Origin of the sequence: Candidatus Electronema sp. TJ, assembly GCF_048287355.1 — a bacterium.
GTDB lineage: Bacteria > Desulfobacterota > Desulfobulbia > Desulfobulbales > Desulfobulbaceae > Electronema.
Window position 1 is genome coordinate 1 of record NZ_JBLWEP010000039.1, and the last position, 17155, is coordinate 17155.

At 58.6% G+C, this 17155-nt stretch carries 20 protein-coding genes and 1 tRNA gene; 15 read left to right on the forward strand and 6 right to left on the reverse strand.

What is annotated here, in order from left to right; all coding sequences use genetic code 11:
- The coding region (locus ACNKID_RS04695) for a glycosyltransferase N-terminal domain-containing protein (RefSeq protein ID WP_417912274.1) at positions 1–410 on the reverse strand (410 nt) is incomplete at its 3' end.
- 237 nt (positions 411–647) lie between these two features.
- Between ACNKID_RS04695 and ACNKID_RS04700 the strand changes: the two genes are divergently transcribed.
- Positions 648–1745 carry a peptidylprolyl isomerase gene (locus ACNKID_RS04700; RefSeq protein WP_417912275.1) on the forward strand — a complete coding sequence of 366 codons (1098 nt, stop codon included), beginning with the start codon at positions 648–650 and terminating at the stop codon, positions 1743–1745.
- A gap of 145 nt (positions 1746–1890) precedes the next feature.
- Here ACNKID_RS04700 and ACNKID_RS04705 read toward each other — a convergent pair whose 3' ends face one another.
- Together ACNKID_RS04705 and ACNKID_RS04710 are read right to left on the reverse strand one after the other, a co-directional pair.
- Positions 1891–2310: a c-type cytochrome gene (locus tag ACNKID_RS04705; protein WP_417912276.1), complete on the reverse strand. Its 420-nt coding sequence runs from the start codon at positions 2308–2310 to the stop codon at positions 1891–1893.
- A 162-nt stretch (positions 2311–2472) separates the two neighbouring features.
- Entirely contained in the window at positions 2473–3237 is a 765-nt protein-coding gene (locus ACNKID_RS04710) for a P-loop NTPase (protein ID WP_417912277.1), read from the reverse strand.
- Positions 3238–3357: 120 nt separating this feature from the next.
- On the opposite strand from ACNKID_RS04710, the gene ACNKID_RS04715 reads away from it, so the two are divergent.
- From ACNKID_RS04715 to modC, 7 genes are all read left to right on the forward strand, one after another.
- The gene (locus ACNKID_RS04715) at positions 3358–4065 is read left to right on the forward strand and encodes a Bax inhibitor-1/YccA family protein (protein WP_417912278.1); all 708 of its coding nucleotides are present in this window, start codon (positions 3358–3360) and stop codon (positions 4063–4065) included.
- A 273-nt stretch (positions 4066–4338) separates the two neighbouring features.
- Positions 4339–5091, forward strand: coding sequence for a molybdate ABC transporter substrate-binding protein (modA, locus tag ACNKID_RS04720; protein WP_417912279.1), 753 nt, complete (start codon positions 4339–4341; stop codon positions 5089–5091).
- A gap of 584 nt (positions 5092–5675) precedes the next feature.
- Positions 5676–6479: a C-GCAxxG-C-C family (seleno)protein gene (locus ACNKID_RS04725; RefSeq protein WP_417912280.1), complete on the forward strand. Its 804-nt coding sequence runs from the start codon at positions 5676–5678 to the stop codon at positions 6477–6479.
- A 12-nt stretch (positions 6480–6491) separates the two neighbouring features.
- Positions 6492–7172 carry a molybdate ABC transporter permease subunit gene (gene modB / locus ACNKID_RS04730; RefSeq protein ID WP_417912281.1) on the forward strand — a complete coding sequence of 227 codons (681 nt, stop codon included), beginning with the start codon at positions 6492–6494 and terminating at the stop codon, positions 7170–7172.
- Positions 7173–7327: 155 nt separating this feature from the next.
- The gene (locus ACNKID_RS04735; RefSeq protein ID WP_417912282.1) at positions 7328–8173 is read left to right on the forward strand and encodes a TPM domain-containing protein; all 846 of its coding nucleotides are present in this window, start codon (positions 7328–7330) and stop codon (positions 8171–8173) included.
- Positions 8174–8199: 26 nt separating this feature from the next.
- Positions 8200–8778, forward strand: a complete 579-nt coding sequence (locus ACNKID_RS04740; protein WP_417912283.1) for a LemA family protein — start codon at positions 8200–8202, stop codon at positions 8776–8778.
- A gap of 33 nt (positions 8779–8811) precedes the next feature.
- A complete protein-coding gene (gene modC, locus ACNKID_RS04745) occupies positions 8812–9870 on the forward strand; it encodes a molybdenum ABC transporter ATP-binding protein (RefSeq protein WP_417912284.1) in 1059 nt (352 codons plus the stop codon).
- Positions 9871–9888: 18 nt separating this feature from the next.
- Here modC and ACNKID_RS04750 read toward each other — a convergent pair whose 3' ends face one another.
- The 3 genes from ACNKID_RS04750 to ACNKID_RS04760 all read right to left on the reverse strand — a co-directional run bounded on the left by ACNKID_RS04750 (position 9889) and on the right by ACNKID_RS04760 (position 12873).
- Positions 9889–12171 (reverse strand): ATP-binding protein, encoded by a 2283-nt coding sequence (locus ACNKID_RS04750; RefSeq protein ID WP_417912285.1) that lies wholly within the window; start codon positions 12169–12171, stop codon positions 9889–9891.
- Positions 12172–12338: 167 nt separating this feature from the next.
- Entirely contained in the window at positions 12339–12479 is a 141-nt protein-coding gene (locus ACNKID_RS04755; protein WP_417912286.1) for a hypothetical protein, read from the reverse strand.
- Positions 12480–12543: 64 nt separating this feature from the next.
- On the reverse strand, positions 12544–12873 hold the full coding sequence (locus ACNKID_RS04760) for a hypothetical protein (RefSeq protein ID WP_417912287.1): 330 nt from the start codon (positions 12871–12873) through the stop codon (positions 12544–12546).
- 149 nt (positions 12874–13022) lie between these two features.
- On the opposite strand from ACNKID_RS04760, the gene ACNKID_RS04765 reads away from it, so the two are divergent.
- The 7 genes from ACNKID_RS04765 to ACNKID_RS04795 all read left to right on the forward strand — a co-directional run bounded on the left by ACNKID_RS04765 (position 13023) and on the right by ACNKID_RS04795 (position 16856).
- The gene (locus ACNKID_RS04765; protein WP_417912288.1) at positions 13023–13295 is read left to right on the forward strand and encodes a type II toxin-antitoxin system Phd/YefM family antitoxin; all 273 of its coding nucleotides are present in this window, start codon (positions 13023–13025) and stop codon (positions 13293–13295) included.
- On the forward strand, positions 13276–13548 hold the full coding sequence (locus ACNKID_RS04770) for a Txe/YoeB family addiction module toxin (protein ID WP_417912289.1): 273 nt from the start codon (positions 13276–13278) through the stop codon (positions 13546–13548). Before ACNKID_RS04765 ends, ACNKID_RS04770 begins: the two co-directional genes overlap by 20 nt.
- Before the next feature lie 208 nt (positions 13549–13756).
- Positions 13757–14035, forward strand: a complete 279-nt coding sequence (locus tag ACNKID_RS04775; RefSeq protein ID WP_417912290.1) for a helix-turn-helix domain-containing protein — start codon at positions 13757–13759, stop codon at positions 14033–14035.
- Between the two features lie 36 nt (positions 14036–14071).
- On the forward strand, positions 14072–14356 hold the full coding sequence (locus ACNKID_RS04780; protein WP_417912291.1) for a hypothetical protein: 285 nt from the start codon (positions 14072–14074) through the stop codon (positions 14354–14356).
- 115 nt (positions 14357–14471) lie between these two features.
- The gene (locus ACNKID_RS04785; protein WP_417912292.1) at positions 14472–15434 is read left to right on the forward strand and encodes a hypothetical protein; all 963 of its coding nucleotides are present in this window, start codon (positions 14472–14474) and stop codon (positions 15432–15434) included.
- Positions 15435–15493: 59 nt separating this feature from the next.
- Positions 15494–15569: transfer RNA gene (locus tag ACNKID_RS04790), tRNA-Phe, on the forward strand.
- Positions 15570–15734: 165 nt separating this feature from the next.
- Positions 15735–16856, forward strand: coding sequence for a Fic family protein (locus ACNKID_RS04795; RefSeq protein WP_417912293.1), 1122 nt, complete (start codon positions 15735–15737; stop codon positions 16854–16856).
- Positions 16857–17155: the final 299 nt, after the last annotated feature.

The window sequence follows — 17155 nt, forward strand, 5'->3', positions numbered from 1 at the left end:
GTCGGCCACAGCTCAGTTTCCAAACAGACGTAAGCATCAGGCCGCACCTCGCGCAGAGCACGGCGCACCGCCTGGGGCGTGTCCAAGGGAGCCAGGCCGCAGCGCACATCCGGCGGCAGGCGCAGGCGGGCGGCATCCCGGCCCTGCCGGGTCATGGTGGTCAACAAAAAACAGCTGTCGGGGAGTTGTTCCGTCAGCGCGGCAATCAGAACGCGGGCGGCCTGCACTTCGCCCACCGAGGCGGCGTGAACCCAAAGCAGCGGGCCGTTGGGCCGGGCGGCAACGCCTTGATAGCTGCCCAGACGCTGTCCTGCTTCCCAAGCAGGGGCAATGAGGTTGGCCGCAGGCAGAAGAGCTGGAAGCAGGGCGTGAGCAGCCGTGCCGAGTGCGCGATAGAGGACGGGAAGCATGTGAGAAGATTCCGGCGCTCAAGCCCCGGCTGTCGGTTTCATCCGTTCGGATGAAGAAGTTCATTTAAACATGGATTGACCCAAAACGTCAAGAGGGAAGCGGCTGGGAGCGGGAAAAATCAGGTTTTCCTTGACAGCGGCCTCTGCAATCTGTTAGTTGCTGCCTTCAGCCCGCCGCTGTTTGCGGAGGGAAGCTTGTTTTCATCTCAACTCAACATTTGTTGCCGGAGGATTTCCATGACTGTGACTGCGCCCCTCATGCGTTTGCTGCCTGCGCTCGCGCTGGCAGTGCTGCTTGTCTGCTCAGGACAAACCGTATCCGCCCAGACGCAGCCTGCGGCAGCATCTGCAACCACACCAGAGAGCAAAGGAACAACAATGAAAGACGGACTGTACGCGAAGATCAAAACCGGCAAGGGCGACATCCTGCTGGAGCTGTTTTACGACAAGACACCGCTGACGGTGATCAACTTCGTCGGCTTGGCCGAAGGAACCTTGGCTTTTGGCGGGGCCGGCAAGGCGGTCGGCACACGCTTCTATGACGGCCTGAAGTTCCACCGGGTGATCAAGGACTTCATGATTCAGGGCGGCTGCCCGCTCGGCACAGGCACCGGCGGGCCGGGCTACACTTTTGCCGACGAGATTCTCCCTGGCCTCAAGTTCACCGGCCCCGGCATCTTGGCCATGGCCAACGCCGGGCCAGCCACCAACGGCTCCCAGTTCTTCATCACCCATGTCGCCACCCCGCATCTGAACGGCAAGCACACCATTTTTGGTCAGGTGGCTGAAGGTCAGAACGTGGTGGATGCCATCAAGCAGGGCGATGTGATCAACGGCGTGGAGATCATCCGGCAGGGAGAGAAGGCGCGGCAGTTTCAGGCTGATCAGGCCGCCTTCGACCAAGCCAAGGCCGCGCTGGAGGCGAAACATCAGACTGCGGCAGCAGAAGGCCAGAAGAAGATCATGCAGCTGATCAGCAAGCGCTGGCCCTCTGTGCAGTCCAACAAGGAAGGGCTGCGCTGGGTGGTGACCAAGGCGGGGCAAGGAGCAACGCCTGCGCCGGGCGCACGGATCAGCGTGCACTACACAGGCCGCCTGCTGGAGAACGACCGCAAATTCGACAGCTCCTATGACCGGGGCGAGCCGATCCAGTTTGAGGTAGGATCAGGCCAGGTCATTCCTGGCTGGGACATGGGCCTGATCAGCATGAAGAAAGGAGAGCAGCGCACCCTGATCATCCCGCCGAACTTGGCCTACGGCGAGCGGGGAGCGGGCGGCGGCATCATCCCGCCCAATGCTTGGCTGGTTTTCGACGTGGAGCTGGTGGGTTTCTGAGCTGCGGCATGGACTGTGGTTCAAGACCGGCCCGAAGCATAGTTCGAGCGGCAGACCGCGCCGGGGCAGGAAGCTGAGAGAAAGGCGGTGCGTTCCGCAGAGGCGCAGCATGACGTGCCTCTGCGGAACTGTGGCAGGGAACAGCTTACTTCTTGGCAGGCTTGTCCTCTTTATGCTCTTTTGCCTTATGCTCTGCCGCAGCAGGCTTCTTCTCTTCGGCAGGAGCAGCGGCTTTCTCAGCAGGAGCGGCCTCGGCAGCCAAGGACAGTATCCACTTGGCCAGAGCCTGCGCGTCCGCCTCGCTCACTTGGGCTTGAGCAGCCATGACAGAGTTCTCGCCCCAGGCGGCTTTGCTGCCGTTTTTAATCACGCCTTCAATCTTCTTTGCGCCTTCAGCATCGCTCTTGTACTTTGCGGCGATCTCCTTCAAGGCTGGCCCCATGCCTTTCTTGTCAAGCTGATGGCAAAGGGTGCAGTTGCTCTTCTTTGCCAGCTCCTCGCTGGCGAAAGCGGTGCCGGAAACCAGCAGAGCTGCGACAGCAAAACCAATCATTGCGACCTTCATGCTTCTTTTCCTCAATGCGTTAAAAGTAGAGTTACCTGCGTTTCTTCTCCCCCGCTGCTTGTGGCAGCGCGGCGGCAGGGTGCTGCTGGAACCTATTATAACGCTGCGCTGAGGCTTCCACAGCAGCTGTCAAGAAGAAACAGAACGCGGCGCGGGCGCAGCTCAGGCTGCGGTCAGCATCTTTTCCAGAAGCATCTTCGGCGCATCATTCAGGCCCTCGCGGACAGCAAGAACAGGCCGTCCGTCCCGCTCTGTCTGGCGCAGGAGGACGGAATCCGGGAAGCAGGCCGCAGGCTCCTCGCCCAGCTCGGCGCACAGGAAGTCCCGGTCAGCCTCGGACTGCACCAGATTGCCGACAAAGAAGATGCGGGGAATACCCACGTCCTTGGCCATCTGCCTGATCTTCAGGGCAGTGCGCACCCCGGATTTCGAGGGAATGACCACAATCAGCAGACAATCGGCACCGGCCACCGTGCCGCGCCCCAGATGCTCGATGCCGGCCTCCATGTCCACCAGCACAACCTCCTTGGCGGTGAGCAGCATCTTCTTCAGCATCTTGCGCAGGACATGGTTCTCCGGGCAGGCGCAGCCGCCTTCCGCTGTCCGCACCGCGCCGAGGATCATCAGGCGGATGCCGTCCTGCTCCAGCATGAAGTCCCGCAGCAGGTCGTTCACTTCCGGGTTGAGGTTGTAAAAAGGAGAGCCTTCAGTCTTGCCGGCCCGTTCGGCCAGCAGCCTGCCCATCTCAGCGATGGGCCTGACATCCTCAGCTCCGGCCATGCCCAAGGCCTGCGCCATGTGCGGACTGGGATCCGCATCAATCACCAGCACAGCCTGTCCCTGCCGTCTCAGCTCTCCGGCCAGCAGGGCCATGACCGTGGTCTTGCCGACCCCGCCCTTGCCGCTCACCGCGATTTTCACCGTCATGCCCTCCTGATTTCCTTGCTCTGCACTGGCAGAGTGGTTACTATTATTCACAGGCTTACAGATAAAACACGGAAGCGCATCATTCGCAACCCATTTCTCACGCAAGGAGGGTGTACCATTATGGAGACAAAATACGCAAGCACTGCTGCGGTCGCCGTCAAGGCCCGGCAGGAGGCCTCCACCGTCTTTCTGGCCAAGGTCTTCAACTGGATGGCCGCAGGGCTGGGACTGACCGGGCTGATCGCCTGGCTGACCGCCAGCAGCGGGCTGTTTCAGGCCATCCGGCCCTTGTTTCTGCCGCTGGTGCTGATTGAGCTGGGCTTGGTCTGGTATCTCTCAGCCAGGATTGAAAAAATAAAGGCCGCCACCGCCACAGGCCTGTTTTTCCTCTACGCCTTCCTGAACGGACTGACCCTGTCCGTGATCTTCCTCGCCTACAGCGGCGCGTCCATTGCCGGCACTTTTGCGATCACCGCAGCCATGTTCCTGTCCATGTCGGTTTACGGCCTGGTGACCAAGCGCGATCTCTCCGGTTTGGGCGCATTTATGTTCATGGGGCTGATTGGCCTCCTGCTTGCCTCGATTGTCAACATCTTCTTGGCCAGCCCCGCGCTCTACTGGGCGATTTCTTTGATCGGCGTATTTGTCTTCGTCGGCCTCACCGCCTATGATGTGCAGAAGATCAAAGAGCTGGGCGAGCAGGGGATCATGAGCCAAGGCGGCGAGGCTGTGCAGAAAGGCGCGGTCATCGGTGCACTGGCCTTGTATTTGGACTTCATCAACCTCTTCCTGATGCTGCTCCGCTTCTTCGGCGGCAGCCGCGACTGAAGCGACGGCGGCGCAGTTCCCTCTGACCCTGCCAGACCGGCCTGTGGGCCGGTTTCTTTTTCACCGGCGCGGCTTGGCTGCGCCTTTTTGCGCAGCTTCCTGCCATTCCGCAGCCTTCCTTTCTTTTTTGTCGTGCCGCCCTTTCCTTGAAGGGCGGTTCAGCCTGCGCAACACGCTGTCATGCCTGAAACTTCCTCTGCCCCTGCCAGACTGGCCGCCTTTTTGCATCTGCAATTCATACATCACCTTAACCCTTGCACAGGAGAACCTGCCATGAAGCGAAGCATTGTTGCCGCCGTCCTGCTCCTGCACTGCTGCTGCGCCGTCTGGAGCCACGCGGAGACCGTCCATCTTTCAGCAGCGGCCAGCCTCACCGATGTCTGCAAGGAACTCATCGCCGCATACAGTGCCAAGCAAAAGGAAACCAAGGTGCTGACGAACTTTGGCTCATCCGGCGCATTGGCCAAGCAGATCGAGCAGGGTGCGCCTGCGGATGTCTTCATCTCCGCCAGCCCGGAATGGACAAGCTACCTTGCGGACAAGCAGCTGGCCGCGCCGGGTTCGGAAAAGCCCTTTGCCGGCAACAGCTTGGTCTTTGTCGGCAGCGCAACGACGGCGGCTCTCAGCATGGAGCAGCTGAACACGCTCAAGCGCATCGCCATTGGCAATCCGCAGAATGTCCCGGCAGGCAAATACGCCAAGCAGGCTTTGGAAAAGGTCGGCATGTACGCCGCCTTGGAGCAGGAAAAGAAGTTCGTGCTGACCGAGGATGTCCGCCATGCCCTTATGTATGCGGAGCACGGCGAGGCGGACGGCGCGTTTGTTTATAAAACTGACGCGCTGCTGACGAAGAACGCGAAAGTGCTCTTCACCGTGGACGCGGCCCTGCATGACAAGATCACCTATCCCATGCTGCTGACCGCAGCCGGGGCGAAGAACGCGGCGGCCAAGGCCTTCTGCGATTACTTGAGCGGCCCGGAGGCCAAGGCCGTGCTGGAGAAGCATGGCTTTGCGGCAAACCCATGAGGAACGCAGGCGGCGGCCCTTTCGGCGGCCCCGCCGGCTGCTGGCAATGCCTCATTCCTCGCTGGCAATGAGGCATTCCCCTCTGGCAACGGGTCATTTCACTCTGGCAATGGCGCATTGCCAGCTGGAAACGCGGCATTCCTTGCTGGCAATGAGGCATTCCCTCTTGGCAATGAGGCATTGCCAGCTGGCAACGGGTCATTCCCCTCTGGCAATGAGCCATTGCCAGAGTGAAACGTGACATTCCTTGCTGGCAATGAGGCATTGCCAGAGGGGAATGCGGCATTCTGAGCCGGAAAAACGGCGTTTCCGAGCGCGAAAACACCGGCAGCGCGAGGAAAAGAGGCGGTTGCGGTCGAGCAAAGCCGTGTCGTCGCCGTGAACAAGGCAGGCGAAAGCGGGCCGGGCAACGCGGCGGCTGCGGCAAGGCGGTCTTGCATGGATGCAGACATGCGCCTTGCGTGGGTGGCTGCGCCGACGTATCATGGGTGTCTCCCCCTATTGATCGTGGATGCAGACACGCAGTTCGCAGCGATGTCCGCACCAAGTTTTGTTCCGCCTACCCTGAACACGGAGAAGACAGCATGGGCAACAGAAATCTTGCAGGAACACAGGAGCAAATTTCCCGGCGGCAGGTGCTGGCTGGAGCAGGCACGCTGGCAGCCGGGGCCATGCTTGGCCAAGGCTGCGGAATGGTCAGCCCAAAGCGGGCAGCTGGCGGCAGCACCGAGAAATGGCCGTGGCCGTACAAGAAGCTCGATCCAGAGAAGACAGCTGAACTTTGCTATGCGGAGTGGTACCGGGTCTTTTGCGGGGCGGTGATCAGCAGTGTCTTTCTTCAGCTGCGCGAGCTGGTCGGCGAGCCGTACATCTCTTTCCCCGCTGATGGCTTTGCCTATTTCGAGGGCGGGCAGATGGGCTGGGGCACGATCTGCGGCGCGCCTGCCGGGGCTAATCTGGTCGCCAATCTGATCATCGGGCCGCGCATCATCGGCAAGTCTGCGGCTGGACATCAGATTGCCACGGAAATGATGGAATGGTACTCCCAGACCGAACTGCCGGTCTATGTTCCAAAGAAGCCCAAGGTGACGGCGAAGCTGCCGGTCACGGTCAGCAGCTCGCCCCTCTGTCATATCTCAGTGGGCAGATGGATGAAAGAGGCGAACAAGCCGCTGGCCAGCCCAGAGCGGCAAGACCGCTGCGCACGGGTGGCGGCCAGCACCGCCTATCGTCTGATCGAGCTGCTCAATGCGTGGAAGGACGGCAGCTATGAGGCGGATTCCAAGTTTGACTGCATCAATCAGCACGGCATCCCCGGCCAGTTCAACTGCGCCGACTGCCACAGCAGCGGTGCGCCTGCTGTGACCAAGGAAGAACCTGAGACTTGAGACTCGCTGACTATGCTCACCCTCTCCCCTGACGACCTCGCCGCAGTCAAGCTCTCGCTGCACGTGGCGGCTGCGGCCACGCTGCTCTCTCTGCCCGCAGGCTTTGCCGCCGCTTACGTGCTGGCCATGACCAAGCTGCGCGGCAAGGCCCTGCTGGAAGGGCTGCTCAACCTGCCGCTGGTGCTGCCGCCGGTTGTGACCGGCTATCTGCTTCTGCTTCTCTTTGGCCGCAACGGCTGGCTGGGCCAGCTCTTGGCCCTTGCTGACATCCGCATCGTCTTCACCCTGCGCGGGGCGGTCATCGCCTCGGCGGTGGTCGGCTTTCCGCTGCTGGTGCGCTCCATCCGCATCGGCCTTGAGGGCCTGGACAGGCAGCTGATGCAGGCGGCGCGGACGCTGGGCGCAGGCTGGTGGGACACACTCTTCACCATCACCATCCCGCTTTCAGGCCGGGCCATCTTGGCTGGCATGACCCTGATGTTCGCCCGCAGCATGGGCGAATTCGGTGCGACGGTTATCCTGGCAGGCAACATCCCCGGCGTGACCCAGACCATCCCTCTCGCCATCTATCAACACACCAGCACCCCAGGCGGCGACAGCAAGGCCTTGAGCCTCTGCCTGGTCTCCATCGGCCTGTCCTTTGCCGTGCTGCTGCTCGGCGAGGCTGTCAGCCGCCGCCTTGCCCGGAGATAGCCCACTCCGCCGATTTTTTTCCAGTTCCTTTCTTCTTGCTGTCCTTGGTCTGCCGCTGTAGTATTGGGCATATTGCCCGGAGATGCTTGCCAAGGATTCAAAAAAAAGAGGAAATCATGGTGCTGCGTTCTGTTTTGAGATGCACGGCGCTGTTTATGCTGGTGATGCTTCCAGCCATGCTGCGGGCTTCAACCCCGCCAGTGCCGTCCAGCCCGCCTGAGCGGGTCATTGATCTTGCCAATATCATAGAGCCTGCCTTGGAGGCGCAGCTTGTCGCTTCCCTGCGCGAGCTTGAAGAAAAGACAACCGCGCAGATGGTCATTCTGACTGTCGCCGCACTGAATGGAGAAACCATCGAAGCCTTTTCGCTCCATACCTTCGAGCAGTGGAAGCTGGGGCAGAAAGATAAAGACAACGGCCTGCTGCTGACCGTCGCGCTGAAGGAACGGAAATACCGCTTTGAAACTGGTTACGGCTTGGAGAGCGTGCTGCCGGACAGCTTTTTGGGCAGTCTCGGCAGGGAAAAGCTGGTGCCGTTTTTCAAGGAGGGCAAATACGGCGAGGGCGTTGCCGCAGCAACTAAGGAAGTGCTTGCTGTTCTTGCCAAGCATTATAATGTGCAGCTCGGCAGCAGCATTCCGCTTCAACTACACCGCCCTAAAGCCCCGCCAGCTCGAATAACATCAAATTATTCAAAAGAGTGGGCATGGCAATTTATATTTTACTTCGGAGTCTTTCTCTTTTTTGCGGCTGTTGCTGCTGTTGTTATATTGACAATAGTAGAAAAACTGGGAATGATAGCAGGAAAAATAGCGGGGAAACTTGGAATGACTTCTGGTGGCTATTCAAACAACAGAAGTCATTCAAGCAGTTCATGGAGCAGCAGCGATTCAAGCAGCTCTTGGAGCAGCAGTGATTCAAGTTCAAGCAGCAGCTCCGACAGCGGTTTCAGCGGCGGCGGAGGCGATTCTGGCGGAGGAGGAGCTTCCGGCGACTGGTAACTTTCAAGCAGATGGAGGAATGACACATGAGCAACGGCATTAAAACAGCACTGATTATCTTTGGCGTGCTGGCTGTTTTTTCGGCAGGCGCGGTCTTGTGGGGCATCGGGCAATACAACAAGGCGGTTGCGATGGATGAGGAGGTGCGCGGGCAATGGGCGCAGGTGGAGAATCAGCTCAAGCGGCGGTTTGACTTGATTCCCAATCTTGTCGAGACGGTCAAGGGCTATGCGAAGCACGAGAAGGAGATTTTCGAGAATCTGGCCAAGGCCCGCACAAGCTATTTTCAGGCTGGCTCAATGCAGGAAAAGGCTGCCGCCGCAGGCGGGCTGGAAACTGCCTTGTCCCGGCTGCTCATGCTTCAGGAAACTTATCCTGATCTCAAGGCCAATGAATCCTACCTGAAGCTGATGGACAGCTTGGAGGGCACGGAAAACCGGATTGCCGTGGAGCGGAAGCGGTACAATGACGCTGTGCAGGCAGTCAACACGTATCGCCGCACTGTGGTTGGGCGTTTTGCCGCCGCGCTGGCCGGAGTTGAGGCGGCGCAGTATTTCAATCTGCCGGAAGGCGAACAGCAAACGCCGAAGGTGAAGTTTGATTGAGTGCCGCAGCCGCCGCCTCAGCCGGAGCTGATCATGCTGCTGGAAGTCAATGTTGAGAAGTGCTTTGCCGAGTTCCTCGTTCAGGCCGCGTTCACGCTCAGTTCGGAGCGCTGCGGGGTCTTTGGGCCGTCAGGCAGCGGCAAATCCACCCTGATGCATATGCTCGCCGGGCTGCTGAACCCGGACAGCGGCTTCATCCGCCTCAACGGCCATACGCTCTTTGATCAGGCGCAAGGGATCAATCTGCGGCCGGAGCAGCGGCGGGTGGGCGTGGTCTTCCAGCAGGCCTGCCTCTTCCCGCATCTGAGCGTGCGCAAGAACCTGCTCTACGGTCTCAGCCGCCTGCCGCAGCAGCAGCGGCGCATTGACTTTGATCAGCTCGTCCGCGTGCTCAAGATTGAGGAGCTGCTTGGCCGCAGCGTGCAGCGGCTCTCCGGCGGGGAAAAGCAGCGGGTCGCGCTGGGCCGGACAGTGCTCGCCTGCCCGCAGCTCATTCTTCTGGATGAGCCGCTCTCCGGCCTGGACGGCCAGCTCAAGTATCAGATCATTCCCTACCTGCGCCAGGTCTTGGCCGAGTTCTCCATTCCCATGCTCTTCATCAGCCACAGCTTGGAGGAACTGCGCCTGATGACCGACGAGGCGCTGGTGCTGCGCAACGGGCTGGCCGAGCAGACCCTGCGCACCGAAGAGCTGGCCCTGCGCCGCAGTCTTGGCAGCAGCGAGCGCGGCTATGTCAACCTGCTGCGCTTGGATGCGCCGGAGGATCTGGGCAGGCTGATGCAGTACAATTGGGACGGGATCAAACTGATGCTGCTGAAGACGGAGAACTCGGCTGCCGGGCAGTTCGCCTTGGGCAGCCGGGACATCCTTTTGTTTAAAAAGCACCCGGAAGCGGCCAGCGCAAGGAACATGCTCGCTTGCACGGTGCGGAAGATGTATGAGACGGAATGGCTGACCGGCGTGGAGCTGGACTGTCAGGGCAAGACGCTGATCGCTGAGATTGTGCCGCAGTCGGTGGAGGAGATGGAGCTGCGGCCAGGCAGCGAGGTGGCAGCGGTGTTCAAGGCTTCGGCCTTCAGAAGGCTGTGCTGAGGCGGCCTGGCCGCGCCTTCAGGCTTGCGCACCTGCTGCCAGCCATTTGATCAAGCAGGCGAAGAGCTTCTTTTCGTCCATCGGCTTGCCGAGATGGTCATTCATGCCTGCGGCCCGGCTTTTCTCCATGTCGCCTGCCATGACGTTCGCAGTCATGGCGATGATCGGGAGCTGCTGGAACTGCGGCTGCTTCCGAATCTCCCGGCAGGCGGTGCAACCGTCCATGACCGGCATCTGAATGTCCATCAGCACCGCGTCAACCGCTTCAGTCCGCAGGAAATCCAAGGCCGCCTGGCCGTTTTCGGCATGGAAGACGGTCAGCTTTTTCCGTGTGAGCACTATAGTCGCCAGCTCCCGGTTGAACGCGTTGTCCTCCACCAGCAGCAGCCGTTTTCCTGCCAGCCGGGCAAGCATCCTGTCCGCCGCCTCAGCCGCCTGCTCCCCCGCCTGCGCGGGCAGCCGCTCCTCCCGGCCCGGTTCAAAGGGCACAGTGAAATGGAAGCAGGAGCCATGCCCCGGCCTGCTGTCCACCTCAATCTCTCCGCCCATCAGATTGACGATTTTCTGGCTGATCACCAGCCCAAGGCCGCTGCCGCCGTACTGCCTGGTCGTGCTGCTGTCCGCCTGGGTGAAGGAATCGAAGATGCGCTCCAGCTGCTCCGGGCTGATGCCGATGCCAGTGTCGGTGACGGAGAAGCGCAGAAGGGCCAGCCCGTCCGCCTGCTGTCCGGCCAGCTCCACACGGATCTCCACCCGGCCCTGATGGGTGAATTTGACCGCGTTGTGGCCCAAGTTGATCAGCGCCTGTCCCAAGCGCAGGGGATCGCCGCACAGGATTTCCGGCACATCAGGCGCGCTTTCGACGCGCAGGAGCAGGCCCTGCTCCTCAGCCTTGATCTGGATCAGGTTAGTCACGTGCTCCAGCACGTCCTGCAGCCGGAAATCTGTCTGCTCCAGCTCGATCTTGCCCGACTCGATCTTGGAAAAATCCAGAATGTCGTTGATGATGCCGAGCAGCGACTCTGAGGCGGCCTGCACTTTGGAGATCAGGTTGCGCTGCTCCGGGTCGAGATTCGTTTCAAGCGCCAGCTTGGACATGCCGACGATCGCGTTCATCGGCGTGCGTATCTCGTGGCTCATATTGGCCAGGAAAACAGATTTGGCGACCGTCGCCGCCTCCGCCGCTTCTTTGGCCTTGAGCAGCTCCTGCGTCTTGCGCTCCTCCTCCTTGATCCTTTTCTGATCCGTCACCTCAAGCCGGACCTCCAGCTTTGCCGGAACACCGTCCTGCGTGATGATGGGCGCGGCAACCACCTCGAACACTCTGCCCTGCCAGCGCAGCTCCGTGTGAACGGTCTCCTTCCGGTCAACAACCTGCTCAAGACTGCACAGCAGGCACGGCGCATCCTCGCCGTGCGCTGTCTCGTAGCACAAAGAGCCGGCTTTGTAGCCGAACCACTGCTCTGTTGTTCTGTTGACATAATGCACGTGGAAGGCCTTGTCGACAATATGCAGCCCGACTCCGACCTTGTCCATCGTCTCAAGAATGGCCCGCTGCTGCTCTTCGCTTTGCAGCAGCTGGCGCAGCGTTTTCTGGATGACGCTGGCCAGCAGGCAGGTCATGACATTGCCGACCAGCCAGATTGCCAGAAAGGCGGAGAGCAGTTTCTGCGTGTTCTGCCGGTGCTGCAGAACATATTTCTCCATCGGCAGGACAATGCTGATGCCGCCCCTGACTTTGCCGAACTCCTTGATCTCACGATGACAGGGCAGGCAGCTCGGCTCGGTCGAAATTGGCCGCATGAAGCGCAGAACAGGGCCTTCCTCAGTCTGCACCTGCTCAAGATACTCCGGCTCGCCGCGCTCAAAGGCGCGCAGGGCCTTGGTCTCCCAGCCGTTCGGCGCGTTGTCAGGCTCTCTCGGATCAAGGCTGGTGATTTTGCCCTGAATGGCGGTCAGCTCCTTGCCCAGCTCGGCAACCTGCCGGAACATGTAGCCAGGATTCATCAAGGTGTACTGCCGCCCGGCAATCATCACCTCGCGCTGCGGCATATCAAGGTGCGGATTGGGCGGAGTGTGTTTTGTCACCGGCACATAGACCCCGCCGTGGGAGAGATTCCAAGCGCGGTAGAGCATGTCTTTCTGCCAGAACATTCTGGCGTTGCTTTCCGCCAGCTCCAGCGTTGTTTTCCTCAGCTGCCGCGTGTTCCACAGAAACAAAGCCGCAAGCAGAAGCGTCCAACAGCAGGTCAATGCCAGCAGCAGTCTTTTAAAATGACATTCAGCTATGTTGTTGCGCATGGCATCGCTGGTTGAAAAGGCCGGAGCAGAAGCCAGTCAGGAAGGCGTTGCCGCTCCTTCGCTGCGTTCTGCGGCAAAGCGTCCGCAGTGTCTGCCACCTTACCAATCTTCCAGAAAAAATCAAGCCGAAATTTCCCCCGGCCAGCCCTTGCCTGCCAGGCATCGCCTCATTTCTCCAGCCCCTGCGTTTGCAGCCCCTGCCCCGCTTGCTGAACGGACAGCGCAGCTCGAAAAAGCTGCCGCCCCGCACGCCGAAGCTGCGCCGGAATTGACCTGATCCGCAGCGCATCAGGCTTGATCCGCAGCATCTCAGGCTGCATCTGCGCCATCTCAAGCGCGATGCGTGGCAGATGGAGCCTGATCAGGAGCGGCTCAGGCCTGATCTGGAGCAGATTCACTTGAAATCAGCTGCGGATTGAGCCTGATCTGCCGCAGATCAAGTCTTGTCTGCGGCAGATCAAGTGCCACGGAGGGCGGACAAAGTGCCATGCCCCTTGGATGCTGCGCGTTTTCCAGCCCATTTGGAGACCGCGCCTGCGGGTTGCAGCGCAGCTCCGGCAGCTTTTCCCTTGCCGCCAGCCCATTTCGCCTGATGCGCCGCCGCAACAGGCTGACAGGCGGCGCATTCCCTTCCCGGCGCACCGCCAGCAGCATCAGGGAACAGCAATGCTGCCAGACCTTTTTTTGCTTTTCTTCAATCAAAGCGCGATGATCCGGCTTGGGCTGTCTTTCAGGACGATGGACTGGAGCTTCCCGTTCAACAGATTTCCCTCTTGCTTGCAAGAACGCGCATGATGTACTGTACTACAGCATCGTTCTTTGCGCAGACAAACAGTTCAGGGAGATATTTCATGCGTGAGATCACAGTCAACAAATTCAGAGCCGCTCTGAAAGATTTCGCAGATCAGGCGATCTTCGACCACGAGCCGCTGCGGGTGACGCGCAAACAGGGGCAGGATTTTGTGATCATCGGGGCTGAAGACTGGGAACAGCTTCAGGAGACCGTCTATGTTCTGCAAAATACGGCTCTGATGGGACAGATCAAGCAGTCGGATGTGTCGCACCGCACAGGAAAAGGCTATTCTCCGACTCAGGAGCAGCTTGATGAGATCAATAGTCTTTGAAGGCGACACTTGGGAGGAATACGAGAAGCTGCGCGGCAAGGATAAAGCCGTCCATAAGAATCTCTGCCGGATTTTGCAGGAGATGCAGCGCAATGATCCTGGGCAAGGAACCGGCAAGCCGGAGGCGTTGAAATACAATCTGTCCAGCCTATGGTCACGGAGAATATCCCATAAAGACCGTTTGATATACACCTTTGACGACGAGCGCATTTATATCTTCGCGATTGGCGGCCACTATGACAATGTAAGATGATTTTGTGAAGAGATATGCTGCTGAAGCCGTTATGAACACTGCCAGCGGCCTGAACAGAAGCGGACTGGCTGATAAGAGCATCGCTGTCTGCCCGATGTTGAGGAATACAGCCCTGCGCAGAGTCTGTTTGCAGATAAATCGCTGCCGCTGTCGCAAACGGAGATTTTATTGAGGTGAGATGATGAGGAAATCTGTTGCCGCTTCTATCGTGAACACTCTTGAAGACCTCAACCGAAGCGGGCTGGTTGATGAAATAACCATGAGGAACATTGGACAGCTTTGTCTCCCCGATATCCAAGAGTACAGCCCTGCGCAGATTGTTTCGCTCAGGAAGAAATTCAAATTAAGCCAAGCGGCCCTTGCCAGTATTTTCAATATCAGCCTCTCCACGGTGAGGAAATGGGAGCAGGGAGAGAAAAAGCCTGCCGGGGCATCGAGGAAATTGCTGGATTTGATGGAGCGCAAGGGGATTGAGGCGCTGATTTGAGTTGCTTTTCTTCTGAGTCTGCTTGGCGAGCGGCAGATGCCGAGGCAGCATGACGTGGATGATTATGAGAAGCGGCTCCTCAGCTTCGTTCCGCCGCCCATCCAGCTCTTTTTCGGACACAAGAAGCACCATGCCCAGCTCATAGGCAAAGACCAAGACCTTGAAGGCTTCCATCATGCGCCGGAAGCGGCCAGCGCAAGGAACATGCCTGCGATTGTCCCGCAGCCGCTGGCAGAGCTGACAGCAGGCAGGGATGACCGGCAACAGCCGCTGAACTCGGCGGAGCAGCAAAATGCTGTTGACAGGCTGCCGCCGCTGTGAAATGATGCTATGCGAGGGGAGTATTTTCAAACTGAGAAAAAACTGTCCGGGCGCGGGCCGCATGAGGCGTGAGAAGTCCGGCAGCTTCCTTTAATTCAATCTGCAGGCGAATATCATGCGTTGTCCCAAATGCGGCTACATTTCTTTTGACCAGACGGAAACCTGCGGCGGCTGCAAGAAGAATATCGCCAAAGCTTCCAGCGAACTTTCAGGGGTTGTTTTCAAAGCGGACTCTCCTGATTTCCTCTGGTTTGTCAAGCCGCAGGAAAAGGAAAGCGAAGAAGAGGCCGACGAGGAGGAGGATGCCGCCGAAGCCGAGGAGCCTGCCGCTGCGGATGCGGATGACGGTGAAGAAGACACCGTGGAGTTCGCTGCGGATGAGGACGGCAGCACCAGCTTTGATCTGGACGAGCCTGCCGCCGAGGAGGAAGAGGATAAAGAAATAGAATTTGAGCTGGGCAGCGCGGAAGAAGAAGCTGCGGCGGAAGAAGAGGTGAAGGAGGAAATCGCCTTTGACCTGCCCGGAGCTGAGGAAGACGCTGCGTCTTCCTTGGAGCTGGGCGGCGGCGAGGATGAGGATGATGAACCCGGCTTGCAGCTTGACAGCGCCGACGCAGACGGGCCGGGATTGGATTTGTCTGTGGGCGGTCTCGACGAGCTTGATTTCCAGCTGGACAGCATGGATGAATCAATATCCAAGCCGGAGAAGGAAAAGTCTGGCGGCAAGCAAAAGGCGGCATCCAAAAAGCCTGAGCTGGATTTGAGCGGGCTGGATTTGTCCGGCCTGATGCCCCCTGCGCCTGAGAAAGAAAAGCTGGATCTGTCCTTCAGCGGCATTGGGGAATTAAGCTTGGAGGCTGAGAGTGCGCCAGCAGGCAAGGGAGGCAAAAAAAGCGGCGCAACGGCAGACAAACTCCCGAATTTATCCTTAGAAGGGCTTGATCTGAATGCGGGAACGCTGCCGCCAGCGAAGAGCGCATCAGGCAAGAAGCTGCGCCCAGCAGCGAAAACTGGCACTGCGTTGGATGAATTTAACGTTGACCTTGGCGATCTGCTCGGCGGCGGAAAAAAGAAATAAAAACTTGACAGCGAAAGCTGGATTAAGGTATATTAGCATCTCCTGTAGCGCAGCATCATGCCGAGATAGCTCAGTCGGTAGAGCAACGGACTGAAAATCCGTGTGTCCCTGGTTCAATTCCTGGTCTCGGCACCAGAAATATACAAGGTTTTTAGAGAGTTGAACAAAACACTCTAAAAACCTTTTTTTCTTGCCTTTCATTCCAGCCCCCATCCTGCCCCCATTTTTTTGCTCATGGGGCAAAAACAGCCCCCTGTTGCGCTCATCGCTCATCTCATTTTCTTCTAAAGAGGGCAGAAAATGACTTCTCCGGTTCAGTATCATTACGGCAAGTTCCCGCCGAAAAATATAGACTGGCTGCGTCTTATTCCGCTGATCGGGCCTGCCAATGCCGCCCTTGCCCGATATGACGGCACCCTTGCCGCCATCCCGAACCCTTCCATCCTCTTGGCTCCGCTCACCACGCAGGAGGCTGTCCTTTCCTCAAAGATCGAAGGAACGCAGGCGACAATGGGGGAAGTGCTTGAGTTTGAGGCTGAAGGAGGCTCAAACGACCTGCCGCAGCAGAAGAAGGCGGATATTAACGAGGTGCTGAACTACCGGAAGGCGATGCGCCATGCTGAGGGGCTGCTGAACACGCTGCCGCTCTGCCAGCGGGTGATCAAAGAGGCGCACCGGGTTCTGCTGGCCGAGGTGCGCGGGCACAGCGCGGCACGCGGAGAATACCGGAAGGTGCCCAACTGGATAGGGCCGCCCGGCTGCTCCATCGAGGAAGCCCGCTTTGTTCCCATCTCAGCCGAGCATCTTCAGGAGGCGATGGGCAAATGGGAAAATTTCATTCATGCGCAAATGCCAGACCGTCTGGCGCAGCTTGCGGTTCTTCATGCCGAATTAGAGGCCCTGCATCCTTTCTTGGACGGCAACGGCAGATTGGGCCGGATGTTCATTCCTCTCTTCCTCCACACCGCAGGTCTCATCCGCGCCCCCATGTTTTATATCAGCGCGTATTTTGAGCGGGAGCGGGCTGAATATTATGCGCGGCTGGCCGCTGTTTCCTCTGATGAGGACTGGACGGGATGGTGCGAGTTTTTTCTGAAAGCGGTCATAGATCAGGCGGAAGAAAACCAGCGCAAGGCGGCCAGCATTCTCAAGCTGTATGAGGATAAAAAACGACAGCTTGTGGATTTGACGCATTCGCAATATGCCATTCATGCCTTGGATTTCTTCTTTTCCCGCCCGGTGTTCAACGCGACGGAATTCACTTCAGCTAAAGACATTCCAGCGGCAACCGCAAAGCGGATTCTCGTTCTGCTCCGTGACAGCGGCATGTTGAAAACTGTCCGGGGAGCCAAAGGCCGCCGTCCGGCAGTGTATGCTTTCTTGGAATTGATTGATGTTGCAGAGGGCCGGGTTTCGCGCTGATCTATTTTTGCGGCTCAAAAATCGCATTTTATGAGCCGCAAACTGTGTTGTGGTTAATTGGTGAGCCACAAACTGGATTGCCTCCTTGCCCCCTGCTGCATCTTGCGCACGGCTTCATTGAATCGCCGATTGAGCCGATGACCTTCATGCTGAGTGTGGCGCAGTCAGCGGCATGACTGCTGTTTTTATCGAAATCAACAAGGAAATTTATACTCCTGTGTCCAATTCACTGTATTTCCGCATAAATGTTATTGCTCCGGCAAGGCGGCAGCGAAAACCAGCTTGATTTGTACATGCAA